The organism is Wenzhouxiangella indolica (assembly GCF_042310355.1).
In the GTDB taxonomy this organism is placed as follows: domain Bacteria; phylum Pseudomonadota; class Gammaproteobacteria; order Xanthomonadales; family Wenzhouxiangellaceae; genus Wenzhouxiangella.
This window is the reverse complement of sequence record NZ_JBHJMR010000010.1, coordinates 90,040-112,955: the sequence shown is the minus strand read 5'-3', so window position 1 is coordinate 112,955 and position 22,916 is coordinate 90,040. Positions and strand designations below refer to the sequence as shown.

Sequence of the window (22,916 nt, the reverse complement as noted above, 5' to 3'; positions counted from 1 at the left end):
ACGCCTGAAGGGGTATTTCGATACAGGCTTTCGAACATGAGCAATAACGTGCCACCCGATGAGGATCGAACCGTCGTCGACGGTGCCGGGTCCGCTGCCTCGGCGGCGTCGGACGTGCCCGACCGGATCGGGGCCTATCGACTGATTCGGCAGCTCGGCCGCGGCGGCATGGGCGAGGTTTATCTCGCCGAGCAGCTCGAGCCGGTGCAGCGCAAGGTGGCCCTGAAGCTGATTGGCGCACGTGCGCAGGGCGGCTCGGTCGGAGCCATGTTCGAGGTGGAACGGCAGATGCTCGCGCGCATGCACCATCCGGCGATTGCCCAGGTGTTCGATGCCGGAACAGCCGATGACGGTCGACCCTGGTTTGCCATGGAGTGGGTGCGGGGGGAGCCCATCGTCGATCACGTCGAACGGCACGCCCTCGGTATCGAGCAGCGGCTGGATCTTTTCGTGCGTGTTTGCGGCGGCATCCAGCATGCCCACCAGCAGGGCGTGATCCACCGCGATATCAAGCCCGGCAATGTCCTGGTCGATCGCGTCGACGGGGTTTCCATGCCCAAGATCATCGATTTCGGGGTGGCAACGGGGGTGGTCGAGCACGCAGGTCGTGCGCGCTCGGATACAACCGACCGGGCCGGGACGCGTGGCTACATGAGCCCGGAGTTGCTGGCCGGCCCCGCGGCCGAGGTCGATACCCGAACGGACGTCTATTCGCTCGGTGTCCTGTTGTTCGAACTGCTGACCGATGGTCGTCCGCCACCGGCTGACGACACGGTTGCGATCGACTCCATTCGCCGGATGCTGCTCGGTTCGACCGGCCGGGACACGCCGCTCGACGGCGATGCCCTGAAATCGGCGCACGACGCCCGGCATCTGCCCCGCGAGCTGCGCTGGATCCTGGCGCGGGCACTGGCTCCCGACCGGGAGGAGCGCTACGACTCGGCGGCTTCGCTGGCGCGTGATCTGAGGCGCTACCTGAACAACGAGGTGGTCGAGGCGGTGCCGAACACGCGCGCCTATCGCGGGCGCAAGTTTCTTGCGCGCCATGCCCTGGCGGTTTCGGCCGCAAGCGTCGTGACCCTGGCGCTGGTGGCCGGTCTGGTCGTCGCGGTCTACGGTCTTCTGGAGGCGCGGGCCCAGGCCGACCGGGCCGAGCAGATCGCGGCCTTTGCAACCCGTATGCTGTCTTCGATCGATCCCGAGGTCGCCGAAGGTGCGCCAACGCCGGTGCTCGACCGGGTGCTTGCGGATGCCGCCGAGCGGGTCGACAAGGAGCTGGCCGGCCAGCCCCGGATTCGCGCCGAGATCGAACTGACGATCGGCGAGGTCTACGCCAGCCTCGGCCAGTACGAACGCGCGCGTGAGCACTTGCAGAATGTGCTTGAGCTGATCGATCGACGGCAGGCCGTCGAGATCTACCTCGATGCCGGGGCGGAATTGAGCCTTATCGATATCCAGGAGTCGAAGCTGGCCGATGCCGAGCGTCGCGTCGATCAATTGCTGCATACGGCAGAGCAGCATCTTCCCGAGCGCCGGGTGCAGTGGCTCGACCTGCTGTCGATCCGGGGCAGCGTCCGCTTCGAGCAGGCGCGTCACGACGAGGCCTTTGCGATCTACCAGCGCATTCTCGACGAGATCGGGCCGGAGCCCCCGGATGCCCTGCGCTGGACCTACGTCAGCGTCATGCGGCAAATGGGGCAGTCCTATTCCGAGATTTACGAGTTGGAGCAAGCCGGGCAGTGGTTTCAGGCTGCCCTTGAGGCAACCAGCGAGTGGGACGATCCGACGGCGCGATCGATCAGGACAAAGCTGTTCAACGACCGAGGCGTGGTACTACTCAGGCAGCAGCGCTACGCCGAGGCCGAGAGCGTACTGCGCGAAGGCTTGCGCGAGTCCGTGCGGCTTTATGGAGAAGATCACCCGGGCCTGATCGTGCAGTACGGCAACATGGCCGGCGCCCTCCGGCAGCAGGGTGGGGACGACAAGCTCGAAGCCTCGCTGCCCTACTACGAGCGGGCCCGCGGCATGGCCGTCGAGCGCTACGGGCCCGATCACCCACAGTCCGTGGCCTTTACCTACAACCTGGGAAACGCCTATCGCGATTCGGGACAGGTCGACCAGGCCCTGGCCATGCATCGTGAGGCGCTCGAGCGGCGCAGCGTCATGCCCGAATCCCACATGTTCCAGGGCCTCGTCCACTTCGGCCTGGGGCAGAGTGAACTGGCGGCCGGCCATTTCGAGGCTGCGCGGGATCACCTGCAAACCGCCGTCGATCGCCTGGGCGAACTGGTGGGCGAGGACTTTGTTCGGCGAATCGAGGCGATGGATTTCCTGGCCCAAGCCTACGACGAGCTCGGCCGCCCCGACCGCGCGGCGGCTTTGCGCGAAGAGGCCGAAGCGCTCCGCGCCGCCGGCAGCGAATGATCCGGTCTTTCAGCGACCCCGATTCGATTCCCCACCCGATCGGGTTCCAGGCGCGCCGATCTACTGAAAATCCGCGCATTCCCGTTATCCTTCGGGTAAGGTAATCGAACGGGAATCATTCGAACCAAGCACGGAATCCAAGCATACGCACGATGGACGGCGGCCTGAACCTCAGCGGCGACATGATACTGGTGCTGATGCTGCTGGGGCTGACCGTCGTGTTGTTCGTCACCGAACTGGTTCGCCTGGACGTGGCCGCCATTTGCATCATGGTGCTCGTGGGCCTTCTTGGCCTGATTCCCGGCGATCAGCTCTTTTCAGGGTTTGCCTCCAACGCCGTCATCGCCATCATCGCGGTGATGATACTCGGCGCCGGCCTGGACCGGACCGGCGTGATGAACGTGGTTTCCTCGTTCATCGTCAAGGTCGGCGGGCCGTCGGAATCGCGCATCGGGACGATGCTCTCGGCGACCGTTGGGATTACATCGAGCTTCATGCAGAACGTGGGCGCCACGGCACTGTTCATGCCCGTGGTCAGCCGCATTTCCGCGCGCCTGGACCTGCCGCTGTCGCGGCTGCTCATGCCGATGGGTTTCTGCGCCATCGTGGGCGGTACGATGACCATGGTCGGTTCCTCACCGCTGATCCTGCTCAACGATCTCATCGACACATCCAACCGCTCGCTGCCCCCGGGTGCGGAATCCATGCAGCCGTTCCAGCTGTTCGACGTCACCCTCGTTGGTCTCGGCTTGCTGGTGAGCACGCTGCTTTATTTCCTGCTCGCCGGCTCTTCACTGCTGCCCAAGACCGAGGAAAAAAAGCCGGCTTCGCCGGGGCGCACCAAGAACTACTTCAAGGAGGTTTACGGCATCGAGGGCGATCTCTACGAGATGCTGGTGACCGTCGATTCGCCGCTGGTCGGCATGCGCATCGCCGAAGCCGAGAATCTCGAGGGTGCGCCGTTGATGCTCGCCATCCAGAACACCGACCAGCCGCGCCTGGCGCCGCCGGCCGGCGAGATGATCTGGGTCGGTACGGTGCTGGGGGTGATGGGAACGCGCGAGCAGGTCGGTGAGTTCGCCCTGGCCAACAACCTGCGCCTGCAGCCGCGCTTGCGCACTTTCGGCAGCCTGTTCAACCCGACCCGCGCCGGCATTTCGGAGGTCGTCATACCGCCGGGCTCGCGGTTGATCGGCCAGACCATCGGTGACGCCCGCCTGCGTTCGCGCTTCGGTATTTCCGTTCTGGCGATCAACCGCCGCAACGAGATCATCACCGAGGACTTGCGCGAGGGCGTGCTACAGGTCGGCGACTGCCTGGTGTCGCATTCGACCTGGCGCGACCTGGCCAGCCTGGCGCGCGACAAGGACTTCATCGTCGCCACCGACATCCCGAAAGAGGAGCAGCGTCCGCAGAAAGTCGTGCACGCCGTGTGTTTTTTCGGACTGAGCCTGTTCCTGATCCTGTTTACCGATTTCGAGCTGTCCATCGCGCTGATGGCGGGTGCCATCGGCATGGTGCTGACCGGCGTGTTGAGCATGGACGAAGCCTATCAGGCGGTGAGCTGGAAGACGGTTTTCCTGATGGCGGGACTCATTCCGCTCGGCATCGCGATGGAAGTGACCGGCACGGCGGCCTGGCTGGCTGAGCAGGTGCTGGACGCACTGGGTGACGTCCCGGACCTGGTCGTGCAGATCGTGCTTGCGACCCTGGCGACCTTGTTCACCCTGATCATGTCGAACGTGGGTGCGACGGTACTGCTGGTGCCCATCGCCATCAATATCGCGCTCGCTACCGGCGGTAATCCGGCCGTCTACGCCTTGCTGATTGCGCTGGCGACCTCCAATGCGTTCATACTGCCCACCCATCCGGTCAACGCCCTGATCATGGGGCCGGGCGGGTACAAGGTGAAGGACTTCGTGCGGGTCGGCGGCATCATGAGCGTGATCTTCATGGTCGTGATGCTGGTCGGGCTCAATCTGGTCTACTAGTCAGGTAACGCTCAGCCGCATGGCCCACCAAGCCCTCAGTCCTTCTGCATGTAACGGTCGAGGATGCGCTGGTGTTCGCCGCTGTCGTGCAGCTCGGCCAATGCGTCGTCGAAGCGCTCGACCACTTCAGCGTCGACGCCGGCCTTGCTGAACATCAGGTGCACGCTGCCGCTATGAATATCGGCCGGCAGCGCCTCGAAGGTCACGCCCCATTCGCGTCGGTGGTCGATGCTGGCGGCCACGAAGGGGTCCTCGAGAAAGCCGTCGATGCGGAAATCCATCAGGTTGAGGAAGTTCAGTTCGCCGACCGGGGCTTCGACGATCTGGTCGCGCCATTGCGGGTCGTCGAGCACCGCGTCGACCTCCTCGCCGTAGATGTAGCCACGGGTCAGCCCGAGACGGAAATCGTTTTCCAGCAACTCTGTCAGGGTCATGCCCGACCATCGATCGGACTCATCGGCGCGCACGTGGATGCGGAACGACTCCTGCCGATAGGGGGCGGAAAAATGGGCGAACGCCTCGCGCTCGGCGGTTCGGGTCGCGCCGGGCAGCACGTCGAGATCGCCGGAGCGGACGAGTTGCAGCATGCTGGCCCAGCTGCCCTGTTCCCAGGCCAGTTCGCAGTCGGCCGCGTCGGCCATGGCTTCGATCAGGTCGACATCGAGGCCCTGGACGCGGTTGCCGACGGGGGCGTAGTGGTAGGGTTCCCAGGGATCCCATCCAATGGTGAGCCGACAGTCATCGGTGGTCCGCGTGGTCTCGCCGCTGTCGGCCGTGGTTGCTTCGGCCGCTGCACCGGCGTCGTCGTTGTCGGGGGCCGTCGAGGGGGCATCAGCTTCCTGGCACGCCGTCAGCAGCAGGGCCAGAATCAGGGTTGCAAGCAGCTTGTACACGGTTCGGTCTCCACGGTGACCCGGAATTCACTGTAGCTCAAACCCGGGGCATGCGGCAATCAACCCGCGGCATGCCGGTCAGCTGCTATGCTGGAAGGGATGCGCGGATCTGCCCGCCTGATTCGTCGATGACGACTTCGCGCAGGGCGGCGTTCTTGCACGGGCCCGACACGCACTGGCCGGTGGCGGGCTCGAAGACCGCGCCGTGATGTGCGCAGACCAGGCGGTTGTCGCCGTCGGTCAGGAAACGGTCGGGTGCGAAGTTGAGGGGGCGGCCCTGGTGCGGACAAAGATTGAACCAGGCGCGCAGCTGTCCCCGATGGCGGGTGGCGATCAGCCACACCGGCTCGCCCTCGAGCTCGATCTGGAACTCGCGGTACTGTCCCTCCGCCATGTCGTCGGCGGCGCACAGGAACACTGGCTCACTCACGGGGTCTGATCTCACATGCAGGATCCATGGCAACGATTTTACCAGCCGCCGAGCAGTCCGCTGGCCCGCTTCGGGATGGTGCTCCTCGGAATCGGCATTCTGGCGCTGAGCTTTCTGCTCGGCCTGGTGTTCCTGGCCGTCGCCGTGGGCGCGGCCGTGATCGGTTTCGTGGTGCTCACGCTGCGACGCTGGTTGGGCGGAAGTTCCCGCAAGCGCGGGGATGACGGCATGATCGACGTCGAGTACCGGGTGGTGCATCGCAACAAGCGCGGCGACGACTGAGGACTCGAGCGCGCCGCAAGGGCAGTGCTTTCAGCCGCGGCTGATTCCGAACAGCAGCATCACGGCCAGTAATACGGCCACCCAGAGCGCCATGGATCCGGTCGGCCAGGTTTGTCCCAGCCGGTGTGCCAGCCGGCCATCGCCCGGCGTTGTCGCCAGGACACGGGCAAGGTGACGGGTCGCCTGCTCGCCGGCGGAAGCCAGGAGACGACGGATCGTGCTCGCCACGGCCGGCACGCCGCGCCGGTACAGCCACTCTGCGTCGAGCCACCGGGCCGGCCCGGGTTGCGGCAGCCCCAGCCCGGCGCGAGCGAGCAGGACATAAGCGAGCAGGCCGAACAGCAGCATCTGCAGCTGGCCGATGATCTTGCCGGCATACAGCGGTGAATAGTCGCCGCCGTTGGGTCGCAGCATGTCCGTCAGCCCGGGCACCACGCCGCCGGCGATCAGCAAGACCACCGGAATCAGCATGGCCAGGGCCATCGGCCAGGGGGCGTCGGCCGGCGATTCATCCCGTGGCGCAACGGGCCGCAGAAAGCCCTCCCACAGAACGCGCACGCCGGCATACAGGACAGCCAGGGACGAAAGCGTCACCAGTGCCAGCCAGAGCAGCACCGGCACGTCGCCGTACTCGATGGCTGACAGCAGAAGTTTCTTGCTGATGAAGCCCGCGGTAAAGGGAACGGCGGCATTGGCCGCCACGGCCACGGCCACGCAGGCGGTGGTCAGCGGCATCGAGCGCCACAGCCCGCCCAGGCGGTCGGCACGCGTCGTGCCCAGGCGGTGGAGTACCACGCCCAGGGCCATGAACAGCGTCATCTTGAACAGCACATCCATCACGATGTGCATGCTCACCCCGTCGATGGCACGGTCCGAGCCGATGCCGATGCCAACCACCATCAGCCCGATCTGAACCATCATGGCGTAGGCGACCACGCGCCTGAGGTTGTTCTCGACCAGGGTGTAGAAAATCGGCCAGAAGGCCATCACCGCGCCGATGACGATCAGGATCGATTCGCCGGCAAAGCCGCGGGCCAGGCCGTACACGCCGACCTTGGTGGTGACCGCGACCAGTACCGCCAGGCCGGCGGTCGATGCCTTCGGGTAGGCGTCGGTGATCCAGTTGTGCAACAGCGGAAAGCCGGACTTGATGCCGAAGGCGAGCAGGATCAGCCAGCCGCCGGGCGCATCGAGGCCGATCGATCGGAACTGCCAGTCGCCGGTGCTCGATCCCAGGATCAGGACACCGGCCAGCAGGGTCACACCGGCGGCAACCTGGAAGACCAGGTACCGGATGGCCGCCGGCAGCGAGGCCTCGGTTCGGGCAGTCAGCACCAGCAGGGTGCCGCCCAGGCCGATCAATTCGAAGAACACGAACAGGCTGATCAGATCCCCGGCCAGAACCGCGCCGATGCCGCCGGCGATGTAGAGCATGATGCCGGCATGCTGCAGACGATCGCGCACGTTCCAGGCGTACAGCGCGCCGATCACGGCCACGAGGTGGAAAAGGCCGGTCATGACCAGGCCAAAGTGGTCGGCGCTCACCGGCTGCAGCCGGTAGTCCATGATCGCCCACTCGGCCGTCGCGCCGGGCGCGAGCACGTTGAGCGACACGATCGCCGAGACGATCGGCACCAGCAGGGCGACCAGCGGTGCGACGCGGTCGCTGCTGAATCCGGCGACCAGCGCGCCGATCAGGAACAGCCCGACGGGCAGCAGCTCAATCGGCATTGTCATCTCCCCGGTCGCGGCCCAGCAGCGGCGCCAGCGCACGAGCAAGCAGCACGGCAACGCCCACGGACACCACGCCCAGCAGTGGATAGAGCAGCGGCAGCGACTCGGCGCCCTTGTCGGCGCGGAAGAACAGGCCCGCGACGGCCGTCACCGCGCACAGGGCGACAAGCACAAGCAGGGCGTTTCGCTTGATGAAATCCATCACGGCACCAGCATTTGCGCGAGGTTGAACAGGGGGTCGGGCCAGAAGAACAGCAGCACCGTGCCGGTCGCGCAGATCATCATGGCAAGCACCTGCGGCAGCGGCGCTTCGTGGATGCCTTCCGTGGGCACGCCCTCAGCGGCCGGCGCGAAGAAGGCCCGGATCGGGATGATCAACAGATAGAGAATGTTGAGCAGCGAGCTGGCGATCAGCGCCCCAGCGAGGATCAGCTGGTGCGCCTCCAGGCTGCCGAGCAACAAGTACCATTTCGACCACATGCCGCCAAACACCGGCAGGCCGATGATGCTCAGGCAGCCGACGGTGAAAGCCCCGAATGTCCAGGGCATGACCCGACCCAGGCCGTCGAGTTCGGAAATGCTCTTGCGGTTGTGCGCGACCTGGATGGCGCCGGCGCCGAAGAACAGCGTGATCTTGGCCACCGCGTGCATGGCCAGGTGCATTGCAGCGCCGGTGATGGCGATCGGCGTAGCGATCATCGCGCCGATGACGACGTAGCTCAACTGGCCCACGGTCGAGTAGGCCAGGCGGGCCTTGAGGTCCGACTTGGTCAGCGCCGCCAGGGATGCGGCCACGATCGTGAAGGCGGCGAACCAGGCGATCCAGATGCCGGCCTGGGTTTCGGCCAGGAAATCGGCGCCGAAGATGAAGACCGCCACTTTCAGGACGCTGAAGACCCCGGCCTTGACCACGGCCACAGCGTGCAGCAGGGCGCTGACCGGCGCCGGCGCCACCATCGCCGCCGGCAGCCAGCGGTGCATGGGCATGATCGCCGCCTTGCCGATGCCGAACATGAACAGCCCGGCCAGCACCGGTACCCAAACCGGGTCGATGTTGCCGGCGAGGATGCCGCCGGCGGTGAAGTCGGTGGTGCCGGCGACGTGCCATGTCCAGATGATGGCCGGCAGAAACAGCCCGATCGAGGAGGCGAGCAGGTAGAACAGGTAAGTGCGCCCGCCCTTGCGGGCGTTGTCGGTGCCCGAGTGCGTCACCAGCGGATACGTGGAGATCGACAGGATCTCGTAGAAGATGAACAGGGTCAGCAGGTTGGCGCTGAAGGCGATGCCCGCCGCCGAGCCCAGGGCGATGGCGTAGCAGGCGAAGAACCGGGCCAGGTGGGGGTAGTTCAGCGCCTTCATGTAGCTCTGGGCGAACAGCTTGGCGACCAGCCACAGGCTGGAGGCGACCAGGGCGAACAACAGGCCCAGGGGGCCGATGTTGAAGGCGATTTCCAGGCCCGGCATCATCGTCCAGACCAGCTGCTGGCGGCCCTCGCCTTCGAGTACCGGATCGATCTGCTGAACCACGCCGACGAAGAACAGCGCGGCCGCCGACCAGCTGAAGATGTCGCGTTGCAGGGGGCGGCGATGCGACAGGGCGATCGCGACCGCGCCGATGAAAGGGATCAGCACGACGGTCAACGGGCTCATGGTGTCGCCCCCGCGCCCGCTCCGAACAGCGCCTCGGCCGCCGCGCCGGCGCCGGCCAGCGGCAGGCGCGTGTCGATGCCGAAGTAGAAGTTGAGCGCGACCAGCACCCACACGGGAATCAGCAGCGGCAGCGGCGCCTCATCGACGGCTGGCCGACCTGCGGGCGGACTGCGGAACCAGGCCGCCTCGACCACGCGCCAGATGTAATAGACGGCCATCAGCGAGGTGATCAGGATGAGCATCACCAGCCACCACTGCCCGCCTTCCATCGCCGCGAGTATCAGGTGCCACTTGCTGACGAATCCGACCGTGGTCGGCACGCCGATGATCGACAGCCCGGCCAGGGCGAAGGCGGTCATCGTCCAGGGCATCTGCCGACCGATGCCGGCAAAGGCTTCGATCCGGGGCGAGCCGACCCGAAACATCACGCTGCCGACGGCCATGAACAGCGCGGCTTTCATCAGCGCGTGGTTGAACAGGTGCAAAAATGTGGCGGTCAGGCCGGCGAGGCTGACGAGCGAGACGCCGAGCACCATGTAACCGACCTGCGCGACCGAGGAGTAGGCCAGCATGCGCTTGAGATTGGCCTGGAACATGGCGACCCAGGAGCCGGCGAACATGCCGGCGATGGCCAGCGCCATCAGCACGGCCGAAAGCGGCAGCACCAGGAAGCTGTAGTCGGGCGAGAAGACCGTGAAGATGAAGCGCAGCATCACGTAGAGCGCCACCTTGGTGGCCGTTCCGGCGAGGAATACGGTCACGAAGTTGGGCGCGTAGGCGTAGGCGTTGGGCAGCCAAAGATGTAGCGGCAGCAGCGCGAGCTTCAGGCCCAGGCCGACGATGATGAAGGCCAGTGCGGCGCGCACCATGCTGGTGTCCTGCACTTCGGGCAGCCGCTCGGCCAGGTCGGCCATGTTGAGCGTGCCCGTCATCACGTAGAGAAAGCCGATGCCGATCAGCAGAAAGGTCGCACCGACGGTGCCCATGATGAGGTAGCGGAAAGCCGCCAGCAGGGCTCGCCGGTCGGGTCCGTGTGCGATCAGGGCGTAGGTGGCAAGCGAGGAAATCTCGAGAAAGACGAAAACGTTGAAGGCATCGCCGGTGAGGGTGATGCCCATCAGGCCGGCGAAGGCCAGCAGGAACAGGGCGTAGAAAGTGCCCTGGCGCTCGGGAACCTCGCGGTCGACGCTGGCTTTCGCCCAGGGCAGTGTCACGGCGGCCAGGCCGGAGACCAGCAGGGCGACGAAGGCGTTGGCGGCGTCGACCCGGTACTCGATGCCGATCGGCGGCTGCCAGTTGCCGAAGGCATAGCTCAGCGTTGAGTCCATGGCGGCCGAGAGCGTGATGGCCGCGATCACCGCGCTGGTGATGGCCGCGGCCAGGCTCAGCAGCCAGGGCGCGACGCGACCGGGCAGCAGCGCGCAGGGCAGGGCGGCGATCAGCGGCACGAGTACGCTGAACGGCATCAGTTCGGTGATGGTCATTTTCCGTCCAGCTCCCCGTCGCGCGCTTCTTCGTCGCTGATCAGATCATCCTCGATCGAGCCGTAGGCCTCGTTGATGCGCACCGCCAGCGCCAGGCCGACCGCGGTGGTGGCCACGCCGACGACGATGGCCGTCAGGATGAGTACGTGCGGCAGCGGGTTGGAATAGACCTCGACGCCCTCGCGCAGGATCGGCGTGGAGCCGCCGATGATCTTTCCGGCGGAGATGAAGAAGATGAACACCGAGGTCTGGAAGATGTTGAGCCCGATGATCTTCTTGGCCATGTTGCCGCGGGCGATGACGCAATAAAAGCCGATCATCATCAGCACCACGACGATCCAGTAATTGAAGTGGCCGAGCAGCTCCATCAGCCGTCCTCCCCGGCCAGGGCTTCGTCGCGCTCGCGGCGGCGGCGAGAAAACATGGTGAAAATCATCATCACCACGGTGGCCACGGTCACGCCGACGCCGAACTCCACGGTGATGATGCCGAACTGCTGCGCGGCATGCTCGCCGGGCAACAGTGGATAGAAATCGAGAAAATGCCCGCCCAGCGCGACACAGGCGACGCCGACGGCGCAGTAGAGCATCACCCCGCCGACCATCAGCCAGTACATGGCACGCTCGGGGATGACCTTGAGTGCGGCGTCGAGGCCGTAGATGAGCGCAAACAGGATCCAGCCGGCGGCAAAGACGATCCCGGCCTGGAACCCGCCGCCTGGCGAGTACTCGCCGTGGAACTGGATGTAGAGCCCGAACAGCATGATCAGGGGGATCAGGAAGCGGGCGATGATGCGCAGGATGCCGTTGCCCCTCATTTTCGATCCTCCTTCTCGTCCGTTTTTTCGTCGGACTTCGGGTCGAGCTCGCCGCGCCGTCGTGGCGGCGGTACCGAAAGCAGGGCGAACACGGCCAGGCCGGCGACGAGGATCACGAAGGCTTCGCCGAGCGTATCGATGGAGCGGTAGCTGGCCAATACGGCCGCGACCATGTTCGGGACCCCCATGTCCGGATAGCTCTGTTCCACGTAGTAGGGCGCGACATGGGTCTGGACCGGGTTGTCGGCTGCCCCGAATTCCGGCATGTCGAGCGTGGCGTAGATCAGGGCCGCGCCGGTGACGAACACGACCATCAGCGCCAGCTTGTTGTGACCCCGCACGGGATGCTCGTGGCGTCGGGCGAGCGCGAGGACTGCCAGCACCAGGATGGTGCTGATGCCCGCGCCCACGGCAGCCTCGGTGAGCGCGACATCGCCGGCGTCGAGCACGGTGAACAGGGCGGCCGACAGCAGCGAGTAAATGGCGAACAGCATGGCCGCGGCGAACAGGTCGCGCTGGCGCACGACCGCGACCGCCACGATCACCAGGAAGGTGAGCAGTCCGATGTCGATCAGGTATTCGATGACGGCGCTCCCTGTTCGGGCCTTGCGCTGTCGCCGGTTTCAGGTTCCAGGTCGTCGGTCATGGCCGCTCGCGCCAGCGCATGTGACGCCGTCGGCGCGGTGAACAGCAGGAACAGAAGGATCAGCGCCAGCTTGACGGTGAGCAGGCTGAAACCCGACTGCAGCGCCAGTCCGACGACGATCAGAAGGGCGCACAGCGTATCGGTGACGCCGGCGGCGTGCAGGCGCGTGTAAAAGTCGGGGAAGCGCAACAGGCCCAGTCCGCCCACGATTCCGAAAGCACCGCCGGTCAGCAGCAAGACCCCCGATACGATATCGATCAGCCCGTCAGCCATCGGTAATATCCCCTTCGCCGGCGCCGGCGAGGTCGCGCATCTTGACCAGCTTGAGCACGGCCACGATCGCGATGAAGTTGATCAGGGCATAGACCAGCGCGACGTCGATCAGGTCGGCGTGGCCGGTCACGTAGGTGATCAGCGCGACGACCAGCACGGTCTTGGTGCCGAAGACGTTGACCGCGACGATGCGGTCGTAGATTGTCGGTCCCTTGAGCGCGCGGACCAGCGCCAGCGCCATGGTCGCGAATATGGCCAGGGTCGTGAGGACCAGAACGGTGTTCACCTTGACGCTCCCCCGGCACGGCCGGCTTCGAGCCACTGGACGCGGCGATCCATCTCACCTTCTTCCACACCTTCGGCCGATTGTCGGTCGAGGGCGTGTACCAGCAGTTCCGTGTCGGACAGGTACAGAGAAATCGTGCCCGGCGTCAGGGTGACCGAATTTGCGAAAGTGACCTTGGCCACGGCCGAGCTGTGGCCGACCGGTACGCGGATCAGGCGCGGGTCGATGCGTGACGGCGACAGGATCGAGCGCGCCACGTTCAGGTTGGCCGCGATGATCTGCCCGACCAGCCAGGCCCAGTAGACCGGAAGCCGCCATGAGTAGATGACCGGGTTGTGCTCGGTTCCGACCACTTCCATCCGGGCCGAAAGCCAGACGACCAGCACAACCGAAGCGCTCCCCAGCGCCAGGATGATCGGCTTGTAAACGCCGGAGATGCTCAGCCAGAGCGCGGCGAGAAGGACGGCCAGTGAGAGGAGATAGCGCATGGCTGGAAATTCTACCAACATCCGGATGACGCGGGGTGAATCCGCCGAGCGCGTCGAGCCGTCCGGCCAGATCAATTAAGGCACAATTGCCGTTGACTCCCGTCAGGCAGGAAGGGCCATGAATTCAGCATCTCTCGCATCTTCGGTAAATGCCGCCGAGCTGGCGGAACTGGCCGCCCTGGTTCGCGGCGGCGCGTCGCTGGTGGTGATCGAAAGCCACGACGAACCGCATGCGACCAACCTGTTCCGGGAGCTGCAGCGTTCGCTCAACCGGCCCCTGATCCAGTGGAGTTCCGCCCGAGGGCTCTACTGGGTGGAGCGACAGCGACCGCTGGCCGCATCGCTGCGAGAGCCGGACAAGGCCATGATGCACCTGGCCCAGCGCGAGGATCGCCCGATCGTGCTGCTGCTCGATTTTCATCCCTACCTCGACGATCCGGTTGTCGTGCGCCTGCTGCGCGAGAACGCGCGCTCCGGCGCCGAGGGGCGGGGCCCGACTGTGGTGCTGATCAGCACTCGCATCGAGTTGCCGCCGGAGCTCGAGAAGGCGGCCCGCCGATTCGAGCTGCATGCGCCGGATGCGGAAACCCTCACTGCCATGGTGCGCAGCGAGGCCGGAAACTGGGAGGGTCGCTCGGGCGCATCAACTGCCGAGCTGTGCGAGAAGACCCTCCAGCGGCTGGTCAACAACCTGTCGGGTCTGACCATGAAGGATGCCCGGCGTCTTGCGCGCAACGCGATCTTCGACGACGGCGTGCTCGATCCAAGCGACCTGGAAGAGCTGATGCAGGCCAAGTTCGCGCTGCTCGATCCCGGCGGCATTCTCAATTTCGAGCTCGAGACCGCGCGCTTTTCCGAAGTGGCGGGCATGCCCAACCTCAAGCGCTGGCTATCACTGCGCGCGGACGTGTTTGCCGCGGCCGAGCCGCCACCGGGCCTCGAGCCGCCCCGCGGGATGCTGTTGCTGGGCGTTCAGGGCTGCGGCAAGTCGCTGGCGGCCAGGGCGGCGGCCGGGCTGTTCGGCGTGCCGCTGCTGCACCTGGACTTCGGCGCCCTGTTCAACCGCTATCACGGCGAGAGCGAGCGCAACCTGCGCGAATCGCTCAGGGCGGCAGAGCGCCTGGCGCCTTGCGTGATGTGGATCGATGAGGTCGAGAAGGGCCTGGCCAGCTCCGACAACGACGGCGGCACTTCCAGGCGCATGCTCGGAACCTTCCTGACCTGGCTGGCCGAACATCGATCACGCGTGTTCATTGCCGCCACGGCCAACGACGTGAGTTCCCTGCCGCCCGAGCTGATGCGCAAGGGACGCTTCGACGAAATCTTCTTCGTCGACCTGCCCGATGCCGCAACCCGCCGCGCGGTGCTTGCGATCCATCTCGCGCGCCGGGAACTCAAGCCACAGCTGTTTCCCCTCGACGACCTGGCGGCCGCCACCGACGGTTTCTCGGGGGCCGAACTGGAGCATCTTGTCGTCAGCGCTCTCTATGTCGCGCATGCCGAAGGCGAACCCCTGGCCACCGAGCACCTTCTGGCCGAGGTCGAGCGCACCCGGCCGCTGTCGGTCGTGCGCCGCGAGGACATCGCCGAATTGAGACACTGGGCCGCGGAGCGCACGGTTCCCGCCTGATTGGCCGCATGGCTCGCTAGGGACCAGGGACTAGGGACTCGGGACTCGGGACTAGAGATACGGGCTGAAGAGCCAGCAGGCCGCGTCGCGCAAGCGTGACGGTAGCGTGCGCCCGTCGACTTCTTGCAGGTGCAGTTCGCGGCCCGTGGCGGCGGCTGCGTCGATGTGTTCGGACACGCGGGCGGCGAAGGCGGCGTCGTAGATTTCGACCTGCAGTTCGAAATTCAGGCGCAGGCTGCGCGGATCCCAGTTGGCCGAGCCGACCAGGCTGTAGAAGTCGTCGACGACGAACAGCTTGCCGTGGTTGAACGGCGCCGGCTGAAGGCTCACGCGCACGCCGCGAAACAGCAGTTCCCAGAGCATGTTGCGGGTCGCCCAGTCGACGTAGCGCAGGTTGCTTTTCTCCGGCAGGATCACGTGCACGTCGATTCCGCGCACTGCGGCCGCCTGCAGGGCGCCGATCAGCTCGCGCGGCGGCAGGAAATAGGGCGTCATGATGCGGATCGAGCGCCGCGCGCTGGCCGCCGCGGCCGACAGCAGCATGGTCAGGCGGTCGAGATCCTCGTCCGGGCCGTCGGTCAGCGTGCGGCAGATGACGTCGTTCTCCGAGGTCTCGACGGTGGGTGTGAGCGTCATGGCCTCGCCGGTCGCGAATTCCCAGGCGCGGTAGAACTCCTGGGTGAGCTGACCGACGACCGGCCCGCGCAGGCGAAAATGCAAGTCGGCCGTCGGATGGGCGGTGCCGGGCGCGTCGACGCAGTGCCGGTCGCTGATGTTCATGCCGCCGGTGAAGCCGACGCGGTCGTCGACGACCAGGATCTTGTGGTGGTTGCGCAGGTTGATCGACGCCGAGGGCGGCAGCAGCCTCGGCGGCAGGAAGCGGGCCGTTCGCACGCCGGCCCGGAGCAGGCGTCGGCTGGCGCGCGGCCGTGAATACCACTCGCCCACGCCGTCGATCAGTACGCGCACCGACACACCGCGCCCGGCAGCCGCGGCCAGGGCCTTGCAGAAGGCCTGGCCCGTGCGGTCGTCGTCGAGGATGTAGGTCGTCAGGCAGACGCGTTCGCGCGCGCCCTCGATCGCCTCGAGCATGGCCGGATACGCCTGTTCGCCGTTGAACAGGGGTTCGACCTGGTTGCCGCCGATCAGCGCGTGCCGGCTCAGCGCGCGGCCGCTGCGCGCCAGCTCGGTAAAGGCGCCCGGAAGATCCTCGGGCAGGGGGTGGAGCCGGCTTACGGCGGCCCCGCGTTCCCCCGACCGCAGCGGTGGCATGTCGAAGCGCTGCGCGCTTCTGCGTGTTCGGTTGACGCCGAAAAACAGGTAGAGCAGCGGACCAGCGACCGGGGTGACCACACACACGGCGATCCAGCCGAAGGCGCCACGGGGTTCGCGCTTGAAGAGCATGGCATGAATCGCCGTGGCCGGCGCCAGCACGGCGTGGAACAGCAGCAGGAAGAAGGTCTCCGGGCTCAGGGTTTTGGCCTATGCGGGGTGCCTGGGGTCATGATACGGCGTCGGGACGAGCAAGGTTTCAGGGTTCAGGTTTCAGGTTTCAGGCGGCAACCGCCGGTGCTTGGTGGGCGGCTTTGCCGCGCGAAATGCGGGACAGCCGTTTAGGCTGCTCGACCAGTCAGCTCAGCGCTTGGGTTCTATGCGTATCGGCCTGCAGGGCGGTTTCGCGGCAAAGCCGCCCACCAAACCGCCGCTTCGCCGCCCTGAACCCTGAACCCTGAAACCTTGGTTCGGATGCATCCCCGCCCCATCTACGTTAGAATCCATATCTTTCTATCCCGATCAAGAGATAAAGTAGCGCCATGAGATCCTACCTGTTCACTTCCGAGTCGGTGTCCGAGGGCCACCCGGACAAGATGGCCGACCAGATTTCCGATGCCATCCTGGATGCGATCCTGACGCAGGATCCGCACGCGCGCGTCGCCTGCGAGACCTTCCTGAAGACCGGGGCGGTGATCGTCGGCGGCGAGATCACCACGACCGCCTGGGTCGACCTGGAGGACCTGATCCGCAAGGTCGTGGTCGATATTGGCTACGACTCCTCGGACGTCGGGTTCGACGGCCATACCTGCTCGGTCATCAACATGATCGGCAAGCAGTCGCCCGATATCGCGCAGGGTGTCGATCGCGAGATTCCCGAAGACCAGGGCGCCGGCGACCAGGGCCTGATGTTCGGCTACGCCTCGAACGAGACCGAGGTGCTGATGCCCGCGCCGATCTACTACGCGCATCGCCTCGTCGAGCAGCAGACGCGAATCCGCAAGCACCGCGACAATCCTTTGCCGTGGCTGCGGCCCGACGCCAAGAGCCAGGTCACCCTGCGCTACGAGGACGGGCAGCCGGTTGCCATCGACGCGGTCGTGCTCTCGACCCAGCACGACGACGGCGTGGGCCTGGAAGAACTGCGCGAAGGCGTCAGGAAGCACATCATCGAGCCGGTGCTGCCGGCGGAGTGGCTGCACGAGAAAACCCGTTTCCACATCAATCCGACCGGAAAGTTCGTCATCGGCGGGCCGGTCGGTGATGCCGGCCTGACCGGGCGCAAGATCATCGTCGATACCTACGGCGGCATGGCGCGCCACGGCGGCGGTGCCTTCTCCGGCAAGGACCCGTCCAAGGTCGACCGCTCGGCAACCTACGCGGGGCGCTACGTGGCCAAGAACGTGGTCGCTGCCGGCCTGGCCGACAAGTGCGAGGTGCAGGTCAGCTACGCCATCGGCGTGGCCGAACCGACGTCCGTGTCGGTGACCACCTTCGGCACCAACAAGATCCCCGAAGAAAAGATCGAGGAATTGATCCGTCGACATTTTGATCTCAGGCCTTACGGCATTCTCAAGGCCCTGGACCTGCTGCACCCGATGTATCGCGAGACCGCGACGCACGGACACTTCGGCCGCCATGCGCAGGAAACCTCGGCGAAGGTCGTGCGCGAGGGTCATGAGACGACCGAGCATTTCACGACGTTCAGCTGGGAGAAGACCGACAAGGCCGAGGCACTGCGCGCCGACGCCGGTTTGTGAAGAACAAGCAGCAAATGACAAGCACCAAATTACAAACACGTTCGAAATTCGAATGAACGAATGCTCGAAACGAAAAGGCAGCTGGCGGCGCAATCGGACTTGCCGATTGCGCGCTCGTGCCTGACGAAGCCCGAAATCAATCGACGAATTCACTGATCTAGAGAACCAAGAGGTAAGCACCAATGAACGCCAATCCCGAAGACGTAAGAAAGGGCGTGCTCTTCGACGAGCAATATGCGCCGACCGACAAGGACTTCTGTATCGCCGATCCGAGCCTGGCCGATTTCGGCCGCAAGGAAATGAAGATCGCAGAGACCGAAATGCCCGGTCTCGTGCAGACCCGCGCGGAGTATGCCGACGACCAGCCGCTCAAGGGCGCTCGCATCGCCGGATCGCTGCACATGACCATCCAGACCGCCGTGCTGATCGAGACCCTGGTCGAACTGGGTGCGGAAGTGCGCTGGGCCTCCTGCAATATCTACTCCACGCAGGATCACGCCGCGGCCGCGATTGCCGAGCGCGGCATTCCCGTGTTCGCCTTCAAGGGTGAGTCGCTGGACGAGTACTGGGAGTTCACCCATCGCATCTTCCAGTGGCCCGACGGTCAGACCGCCAACATGATTCTCGACGACGGCGGCGACGCCACCATGCTGCTCAATCTCGGTGCCCAGGCCGAGCAGGATCCGAGCGTGCTCGACAACCCGGGCAGCGAGGAAGAGAAGGCGCTGTTTGCCGCCATCAAGAAGCGTCTGCAGTCCAGCCCCGGTTGGTATACCGAAGCGCTCGAGAACATCCAGGGCGTGACCGAGGAGACCACCACCGGCGTCAATCGCCTCTACCGCATGGAGCGCGAGGGGACGCTGAAATTCCCGGCCATCAACGTCAACGATTCGGTCACCAAGTCGAAGTTCGACAACCTCTACGGCTGCCGCGAGTCGCTGGTCGACGCGATCAAGCGCGCCACCGACGTGATGATCGCCGGAAAGACCGCCATCGTCTGCGGTTACGGCGACGTCGGCAAGGGCTCGGCCCAGTCGCTCAGGGCCCTGTCGGCCAACGTCTGGGTCACCGAGGTCGATCCCATCTGCGCACTGCAGGCGGCGATGGAAGGCTACAAGGTGGTCAATCTCGAGGACGAGGGCGTGGTCGAATCGGCCGACATCTTTGTCAGCGCGACCGGAAACTACAACGTCATCAACCACGATCATATGCGCCGGATGAAGGACGAAGCGATCGTGTGCAATATCGGTCACTTCGACAACGAGATCGACGTGGCCAGCCTCGACAAGTACGAGTGGGACGAGATCAAGCCGCAGGTCGATCACATCACCTTTCCCGACGGCAAGAAGATCATCCTGCTCGCACGCGGCCGCCTGGTGAACCTGGGCTGCGGTACGGGCCACCCGAGTTTCGTGATGTCGAACAGCTTCACCAACCAGACCCTGGCCCAGATCGAGCTGTTCAAGCACGGCGACCGCTACGAGAACCAGGTCTACGTGCTGCCCAAGCACCTCGACGAGAAGGTCGCGCGTTTGCACCTGGAGCGCATCGGTGTGCGCTTGACCGAGCTCAAGCCGGAACAGGCCGATTACATCGGCGTGACGGTCGAAGGCCCGTACAAGCCCGACCACTACCGCTACTAGGCAAAGAAGGTTTCAGGGTTCAGGGTTCAGGTTTCAGGAAAGAGTGAACCGGGGCCCGCCCTGAAACCTGAAACCTGAAACCTGAAACCTTATGAGTAATCCGCAACTGAGCTTCGAATTCTTCCCGCCGAAGAACGAGCAACAGCAGGAAACCTTTGAACGCTCGCGTGATCGGCTGGCGGCACTCGGGCCGGAGTACATGTCGGTGACCTTCGGCGCCGGCGGGTCGACGCGTACGCGTACCTTCGAGACCGTGCGAAGTATTGCCGAGGCGACCGGCGTGCCGGCGGCGCCGCATATTTCCTGCATGTCCGAGGACATCGACAGTATCCGAGACCTGCTCGACGACTACCGCGACAACGGCATCGAGCGGCTCGTGGTGTTGCGCGGTGACCGGCCCTCGGGCGGGGGAACGGGTGTTTTCGATCATGCCGTCGACCTGGTGCGCTTCATCCGCGAGCACTACGGCGATCGTTTCCATATCGAAGTGGCCTGCTACCCGGAGCATCACCCGGAATCGAGGGATCCGACCTCGGATGTGGCGCATTTCCGCGCCAAGGTCGACGCCGGCGCCGATGGCGCGATCACCCAGTATTTCTTCGGCGCCGAGAGCTATTTCCGGTTCGTCGAGGATGCCCGCGCGGCGGGCGTGGACGTGCCGATCGTGCCCGGCATCATGCCGATCACCAATTACTCGGGCCTGGCGCGCTTTTCGCGCATGTGCGGCGCCGAGATCCCGCTGTGGATCGCCAAGCGGATCGAGGCCTGGGAAGCGGCGGGCGACGTCCGTTCACTGCGGGCTTTCGGCGAAGAGGTCGTCACCGACCTGTGCCGGCGCTTGCTCGAAGGCGGCGCGCCGGGCATTCATTTCTATACCCTCAACCGCTCGACCGCACCGCTGGCGCTGTGCCGGAACCTCGGCCTGGGGAAAGTTGACGCGGGCGAACGTAGCATTGCGTGACTAGGGACTAGGGACTAGGGACTAGGGGCCATCCTCACTGATCCTCGGGGCGTACGTCTGGTGCCTCGTCCGGATTCAGTGGTAGCGCGATCTCGATGGGACGGCAGCATACGCGGCAATCCATGAGCACCACTTGCCCGCGCTCGTCTGGGTCGATGAACAGCTCGTTGGGCTCGTTGCACCAGGGGCAGGTGAAACCGAAGTCTTCGCCCTCCGCATCCCCGACGATCACTCGGTTTCGCCGTAAATGCCGATCTCGAAGCGGCCGTCGGCATGGATGGCGGCGCGGTACATGCCGGTCGTGTTGAACGGCATGGAGATTCTGCCCTGGGGGTCGATGGCGATCACGCCGCCGTCGGCGCCGGCTTGCTTGAGCGTTTCGTTGACAACTTGGTCGGCGGCCGTCTCGAGGTCCATGTCGGCCAGGCGCACCAGTGAGCAGATGCTGTGGGCGGCGACGTGACGGATGAAGAATTCACCGTGGCCGGTGGCCGAAACCGCGCAGGCGCGGTTGTCGGCATAGGTGCCGGCGCCGATGATGGGTGAATCCCCGACCCGACCCCAGCGCTTGTTCGCCATGCCGCCGGTCGAGGTCGCGGCGGCCAGGTTGCCTTCGGTATCCAGTGCGACGGCACCGACGGTCGAGTGCCAGCTCTCCGATAGCTGCATGCCGGCCTGTTCGTTCGACTGGAGCGCTTCGAGTTGCTGGCGCCGGAAATCGGTGATGAACCAGTCTTCGTCCATGAACTCGAGGCCGTGACCCTCGGCGAAACTCATCGCGCCTTCGCCGATCAACATCACGTGCGGCGATTCGTGCAGGACGAGGCGCGCGGCCTCGATCGGATGGCGGATGCGCTTGACCGCGGCTACCGCGCCGGCATCGAGGCCGGCACCGTCCATGATCGAGGCATCCATCTCCACGGTCCCGGTGTTGGTCAGCACCGCACCCCGGCCGGCGTTGAACTCGGGCGCATCCTCGAGCACGCGGATGGCCGCCACCACCGCGTCGAGCGCCGGGCCGCCGTCTTCGAGTACCGCATGACCGGCGCGCGCGGCCTGCTCGAGCGCCGCGCGAATGGCCTGCTCGCGCTCGGGCGACATCTGCTCGGGCGAGATCGTGCCGGCGCCGCCGTGAATGGCAATGGCGACGGGCGCGTCGGAAGATTCAGCCACGGTCGATCCGGCGGCCAGGGCGCAAGCCGTCAAAATCAGAATTCGAAGCATGTCGGTTCATTTCCTCGGTCATTGCTTGGTCGTTTCCAGTGTACCCGTCCTATACTGCGGTCTCGACAATCTTGAGGGAACTCCCGGATGGCTCTGACGATTTCCATGTTCTATGCCGGACTGCTGGTGCTGCTCTACCTGGCGCTGTCGCTGCAGGTCGTTCGGCTGCGCCGGACGCTGCAGGTCGGGATCGGCACCGGCGGCAACGAGGTGCTCGACCGCGCCGTGCGGGCCCACGCCAATTTTGCCGAGTATGTCCCCCTGGCGCTGCTGCTGCTCGTACTCGTGGAGGCTGGAACGGCCGCGCCGGCCTGGCTGGTCCACCTGCTGGGCGCGGCCTTGCTGGTCGGCCGGGTCATGCACGGTTTGGTCGGGCTCAATCGCAGCGCCGGGTACTCGGCGGGACGCTTCTGGGGTACTTGCCTGACCTGGCTGGTCTTTGCCGCCGGCGCGCTGATCGTGATCGTCACCGCAGTCGGCCGCTGGATGATCTGAGCGATTCAGCGCCCGCGCAGGGACCAGTAAAGCGCGGCGTAGATCTTGGGGTCGATGGCGAGCCCTGCCGCGTGGCGTTGTCGCAGCCAGTCGTCGATGGCATCGACCGCGACCGCGTGCACCACGATGTCTTCGCTTTCATCACCGCCCCCGTCGCCGACTCGCACCAGGTCGGTCGCCTTCACGAACACGGCGATCTCGTCGGTCAGGCCGGCCGAGGTCGGGCAGGGCATGAGTTCCGAGACCTCGCGGGCCTGCCAGCCGGTTTCCTCTTCCAGCTCGCGTCGCGCGGCCTCGAGCAGGGGCTCGGACTCGAGGCCGGCCTGGTCGCCGACCAGTCCCGCGGGGAGCTCGATGGTGCGGCGCTCGACCGGAACCCGGTACTGTTCGACCAGCAACAGTTCGTCGGCCGGCGTCCAGGCGACGAGCACCGCGACCCGGTGCCGGCGCGAGACCAGCTCCCAGCCGCGACGCTCGACCAGGCGAAGGTAGCGACCGTCGTACAATGTGCGCGTTTCATCGGACATATACCG

24 protein-coding genes are annotated in these 22,916 nt (G+C 65.5%); 8 read left to right on the top strand and 16 right to left on the bottom strand.

Annotated elements, in window-relative coordinates:
• The first annotated feature begins 36 nt into the window (after positions 1–36).
• A complete protein-coding gene (locus ACDC67_RS11635; protein ID WP_376693321.1) occupies positions 37–2,424 on the top strand; it encodes a protein kinase domain-containing protein in 2,388 nt (795 codons plus the stop codon).
• A 152-nt stretch (positions 2,425–2,576) separates the two neighbouring features.
• Positions 2,577–4,415 (top strand): SLC13 family permease, encoded by a 1,839-nt coding sequence (locus ACDC67_RS11630; RefSeq protein WP_376693319.1) that lies wholly within the window; start codon positions 2,577–2,579, stop codon positions 4,413–4,415.
• Between the two features lie 35 nt (positions 4,416–4,450).
• Here ACDC67_RS11630 and ACDC67_RS11625 read toward each other — a convergent pair whose 3' ends face one another.
• Both ACDC67_RS11625 and ACDC67_RS11620 read right to left on the bottom strand, forming a co-directional pair.
• Complete coding sequence (locus ACDC67_RS11625; RefSeq protein ID WP_376693318.1) at positions 4,451–5,308, bottom strand: substrate-binding periplasmic protein; 858 nt, start codon at positions 5,306–5,308, stop codon at positions 4,451–4,453.
• 85 nt (positions 5,309–5,393) lie between these two features.
• Entirely contained in the window at positions 5,394–5,738 is a 345-nt protein-coding gene (locus ACDC67_RS11620) for a Rieske (2Fe-2S) protein (protein WP_376693316.1), read from the bottom strand.
• Between the two features lie 15 nt (positions 5,739–5,753).
• Between ACDC67_RS11620 and ACDC67_RS11615 the strand changes: the two genes are divergently transcribed.
• Positions 5,754–6,020 carry a hypothetical protein gene (locus ACDC67_RS11615; RefSeq protein WP_376693315.1) on the top strand — a complete coding sequence of 89 codons (267 nt, stop codon included), beginning with the start codon at positions 5,754–5,756 and terminating at the stop codon, positions 6,018–6,020.
• 30 nt (positions 6,021–6,050) lie between these two features.
• On the opposite strand, the gene ACDC67_RS11610 is transcribed toward ACDC67_RS11615, so the two are convergent.
• The 10 genes from ACDC67_RS11610 to ACDC67_RS11565 are packed head-to-tail and all read right to left on the bottom strand — an operon-like array spanning position 6,051 to position 13,398.
• Positions 6,051–7,751, bottom strand: a complete 1,701-nt coding sequence (locus ACDC67_RS11610; RefSeq protein WP_376693313.1) for a proton-conducting transporter transmembrane domain-containing protein — start codon at positions 7,749–7,751, stop codon at positions 6,051–6,053.
• The gene (locus tag ACDC67_RS11605) at positions 7,741–7,956 is read right to left on the bottom strand and encodes a hypothetical protein (RefSeq protein WP_376693311.1); all 216 of its coding nucleotides are present in this window, start codon (positions 7,954–7,956) and stop codon (positions 7,741–7,743) included. Before ACDC67_RS11605 ends, ACDC67_RS11610 begins: the two co-directional genes overlap by 11 nt.
• Positions 7,956–9,404, bottom strand: coding sequence for a proton-conducting transporter transmembrane domain-containing protein (locus ACDC67_RS11600; protein WP_376693309.1), 1,449 nt, complete (start codon positions 9,402–9,404; stop codon positions 7,956–7,958). Before ACDC67_RS11600 ends, ACDC67_RS11605 begins: the two co-directional genes overlap by 1 nt.
• On the bottom strand, positions 9,401–10,888 hold the full coding sequence (locus tag ACDC67_RS11595) for a monovalent cation/H+ antiporter subunit D family protein (protein ID WP_376693307.1): 1,488 nt from the start codon (positions 10,886–10,888) through the stop codon (positions 9,401–9,403). The genes ACDC67_RS11600 and ACDC67_RS11595 overlap by 4 nt, the downstream gene beginning before the upstream one ends.
• Positions 10,885–11,256, bottom strand: a complete 372-nt coding sequence (locus tag ACDC67_RS11590) for a cation:proton antiporter subunit C (protein WP_376693306.1) — start codon at positions 11,254–11,256, stop codon at positions 10,885–10,887. The genes ACDC67_RS11595 and ACDC67_RS11590 overlap by 4 nt, the downstream gene beginning before the upstream one ends.
• Positions 11,256–11,705, bottom strand: coding sequence for a Na(+)/H(+) antiporter subunit B (locus tag ACDC67_RS11585; RefSeq protein ID WP_376693305.1), 450 nt, complete (start codon positions 11,703–11,705; stop codon positions 11,256–11,258). The genes ACDC67_RS11590 and ACDC67_RS11585 overlap by 1 nt, the downstream gene beginning before the upstream one ends.
• Positions 11,702–12,250 carry a DUF4040 domain-containing protein gene (locus ACDC67_RS11580; RefSeq protein ID WP_376693303.1) on the bottom strand — a complete coding sequence of 183 codons (549 nt, stop codon included), beginning with the start codon at positions 12,248–12,250 and terminating at the stop codon, positions 11,702–11,704. The genes ACDC67_RS11585 and ACDC67_RS11580 overlap by 4 nt, the downstream gene beginning before the upstream one ends.
• Positions 12,251–12,276: 26 nt before the next feature.
• Positions 12,277–12,624 carry a monovalent cation/H(+) antiporter subunit G gene (mnhG, locus tag ACDC67_RS11575; protein WP_376693302.1) on the bottom strand — a complete coding sequence of 116 codons (348 nt, stop codon included), beginning with the start codon at positions 12,622–12,624 and terminating at the stop codon, positions 12,277–12,279.
• Positions 12,617–12,910 (bottom strand): monovalent cation/H+ antiporter complex subunit F, encoded by a 294-nt coding sequence (locus ACDC67_RS11570; RefSeq protein ID WP_376693300.1) that lies wholly within the window; start codon positions 12,908–12,910, stop codon positions 12,617–12,619. Before ACDC67_RS11570 ends, mnhG begins: the two co-directional genes overlap by 8 nt.
• Positions 12,907–13,398, bottom strand: a complete 492-nt coding sequence (locus tag ACDC67_RS11565) for a Na+/H+ antiporter subunit E (protein WP_376693298.1) — start codon at positions 13,396–13,398, stop codon at positions 12,907–12,909. Before ACDC67_RS11565 ends, ACDC67_RS11570 begins: the two co-directional genes overlap by 4 nt.
• A gap of 118 nt (positions 13,399–13,516) precedes the next feature.
• On the opposite strand from ACDC67_RS11565, the gene ACDC67_RS11560 reads away from it, so the two are divergent.
• Positions 13,517–15,028 carry an AAA family ATPase gene (locus tag ACDC67_RS11560; RefSeq protein WP_376693296.1) on the top strand — a complete coding sequence of 504 codons (1,512 nt, stop codon included), beginning with the start codon at positions 13,517–13,519 and terminating at the stop codon, positions 15,026–15,028.
• Between the two features lie 51 nt (positions 15,029–15,079).
• Here ACDC67_RS11560 and ACDC67_RS11555 read toward each other — a convergent pair whose 3' ends face one another.
• Positions 15,080–16,501, bottom strand: coding sequence for a phospholipase D-like domain-containing protein (locus tag ACDC67_RS11555; protein ID WP_376693350.1), 1,422 nt, complete (start codon positions 16,499–16,501; stop codon positions 15,080–15,082).
• A 341-nt stretch (positions 16,502–16,842) separates the two neighbouring features.
• On the opposite strand from ACDC67_RS11555, the gene metK reads away from it, so the two are divergent.
• The 3 genes from metK (at position 16,843) to metF (ending at position 20,664) form a co-directional block, all read left to right on the top strand.
• A complete protein-coding gene (gene metK / locus ACDC67_RS11550; protein WP_376693295.1) occupies positions 16,843–18,060 on the top strand; it encodes a methionine adenosyltransferase in 1,218 nt (405 codons plus the stop codon).
• Between the two features lie 182 nt (positions 18,061–18,242).
• Positions 18,243–19,703 carry an adenosylhomocysteinase gene (ahcY, locus tag ACDC67_RS11545; protein ID WP_376693293.1) on the top strand — a complete coding sequence of 487 codons (1,461 nt, stop codon included), beginning with the start codon at positions 18,243–18,245 and terminating at the stop codon, positions 19,701–19,703.
• A gap of 91 nt (positions 19,704–19,794) precedes the next feature.
• A complete protein-coding gene (gene metF, locus ACDC67_RS11540) occupies positions 19,795–20,664 on the top strand; it encodes a methylenetetrahydrofolate reductase [NAD(P)H] (RefSeq protein WP_376693291.1) in 870 nt (289 codons plus the stop codon).
• A 34-nt stretch (positions 20,665–20,698) separates the two neighbouring features.
• Here metF and ACDC67_RS11535 read toward each other — a convergent pair whose 3' ends face one another.
• Entirely contained in the window at positions 20,699–20,896 is a 198-nt protein-coding gene (locus ACDC67_RS11535; protein ID WP_376693289.1) for a CPXCG motif-containing cysteine-rich protein, read from the bottom strand.
• Positions 20,893–21,888 carry an isoaspartyl peptidase/L-asparaginase family protein gene (locus ACDC67_RS11530; protein WP_376693288.1) on the bottom strand — a complete coding sequence of 332 codons (996 nt, stop codon included), beginning with the start codon at positions 21,886–21,888 and terminating at the stop codon, positions 20,893–20,895. Before ACDC67_RS11530 ends, ACDC67_RS11535 begins: the two co-directional genes overlap by 4 nt.
• An 87-nt stretch (positions 21,889–21,975) precedes the next feature.
• Here ACDC67_RS11530 and ACDC67_RS11525 point away from each other — a divergent pair, with 87 nt between their 5' ends.
• Positions 21,976–22,383 (top strand): MAPEG family protein, encoded by a 408-nt coding sequence (locus ACDC67_RS11525; RefSeq protein ID WP_376693287.1) that lies wholly within the window; start codon positions 21,976–21,978, stop codon positions 22,381–22,383.
• 5 nt (positions 22,384–22,388) lie between these two features.
• Here ACDC67_RS11525 and ACDC67_RS11520 read toward each other — a convergent pair whose 3' ends face one another.
• Complete coding sequence (locus ACDC67_RS11520) at positions 22,389–22,910, bottom strand: NUDIX hydrolase (RefSeq protein WP_376693285.1); 522 nt, start codon at positions 22,908–22,910, stop codon at positions 22,389–22,391.
• Positions 22,911–22,916 lie beyond the last annotated feature (6 nt).

Coding starts and splice junctions, on each gene's coding strand:
- ACDC67_RS11635 (WP_376693321.1), top strand. CDS start 37: ATGAGCAATAACGTGCCACCCGATGAGGATCGAACCGTCGTCGACGGT.
- ACDC67_RS11630 (WP_376693319.1), top strand. CDS start 2,577: ATGGACGGCGGCCTGAACCTCAGCGGCGACATGATACTGGTGCTGATG.
- ACDC67_RS11615 (WP_376693315.1), top strand. CDS start 5,754: ATGCAGGATCCATGGCAACGATTTTACCAGCCGCCGAGCAGTCCGCTG.
- ACDC67_RS11610 (WP_376693313.1), bottom strand. CDS start 7,751: ATGCCGATTGAGCTGCTGCCCGTCGGGCTGTTCCTGATCGGCGCGCTG.
- ACDC67_RS11605 (WP_376693311.1), bottom strand. CDS start 7,956: ATGGATTTCATCAAGCGAAACGCCCTGCTTGTGCTTGTCGCCCTGTGC.
- ACDC67_RS11600 (WP_376693309.1), bottom strand. CDS start 9,404: ATGAGCCCGTTGACCGTCGTGCTGATCCCTTTCATCGGCGCGGTCGCG.
- ACDC67_RS11595 (WP_376693307.1), bottom strand. CDS start 10,888: ATGACCATCACCGAACTGATGCCGTTCAGCGTACTCGTGCCGCTGATC.
- ACDC67_RS11590 (WP_376693306.1), bottom strand. CDS start 11,256: ATGGAGCTGCTCGGCCACTTCAATTACTGGATCGTCGTGGTGCTGATG.
- ACDC67_RS11585 (WP_376693305.1), bottom strand. CDS start 11,705: ATGAGGGGCAACGGCATCCTGCGCATCATCGCCCGCTTCCTGATCCCC.
- mnhG (WP_376693302.1), bottom strand. CDS start 12,624: ATGGCTGACGGGCTGATCGATATCGTATCGGGGGTCTTGCTGCTGACC.
- ACDC67_RS11565 (WP_376693298.1), bottom strand. CDS start 13,398: ATGCGCTATCTCCTCTCACTGGCCGTCCTTCTCGCCGCGCTCTGGCTG.
- ACDC67_RS11560 (WP_376693296.1), top strand. CDS start 13,517: ATGAATTCAGCATCTCTCGCATCTTCGGTAAATGCCGCCGAGCTGGCG.
- metK (WP_376693295.1), top strand. CDS start 16,843: ATGAGATCCTACCTGTTCACTTCCGAGTCGGTGTCCGAGGGCCACCCG.
- ahcY (WP_376693293.1), top strand. CDS start 18,243: ATGAACGCCAATCCCGAAGACGTAAGAAAGGGCGTGCTCTTCGACGAG.
- metF (WP_376693291.1), top strand. CDS start 19,795: ATGAGTAATCCGCAACTGAGCTTCGAATTCTTCCCGCCGAAGAACGAG.
- ACDC67_RS11530 (WP_376693288.1), bottom strand. CDS start 21,888: ATGCTTCGAATTCTGATTTTGACGGCTTGCGCCCTGGCCGCCGGATCG.
- ACDC67_RS11525 (WP_376693287.1), top strand. CDS start 21,976: ATGGCTCTGACGATTTCCATGTTCTATGCCGGACTGCTGGTGCTGCTC.
- ACDC67_RS11520 (WP_376693285.1), bottom strand. CDS start 22,910: ATGTCCGATGAAACGCGCACATTGTACGACGGTCGCTACCTTCGCCTG.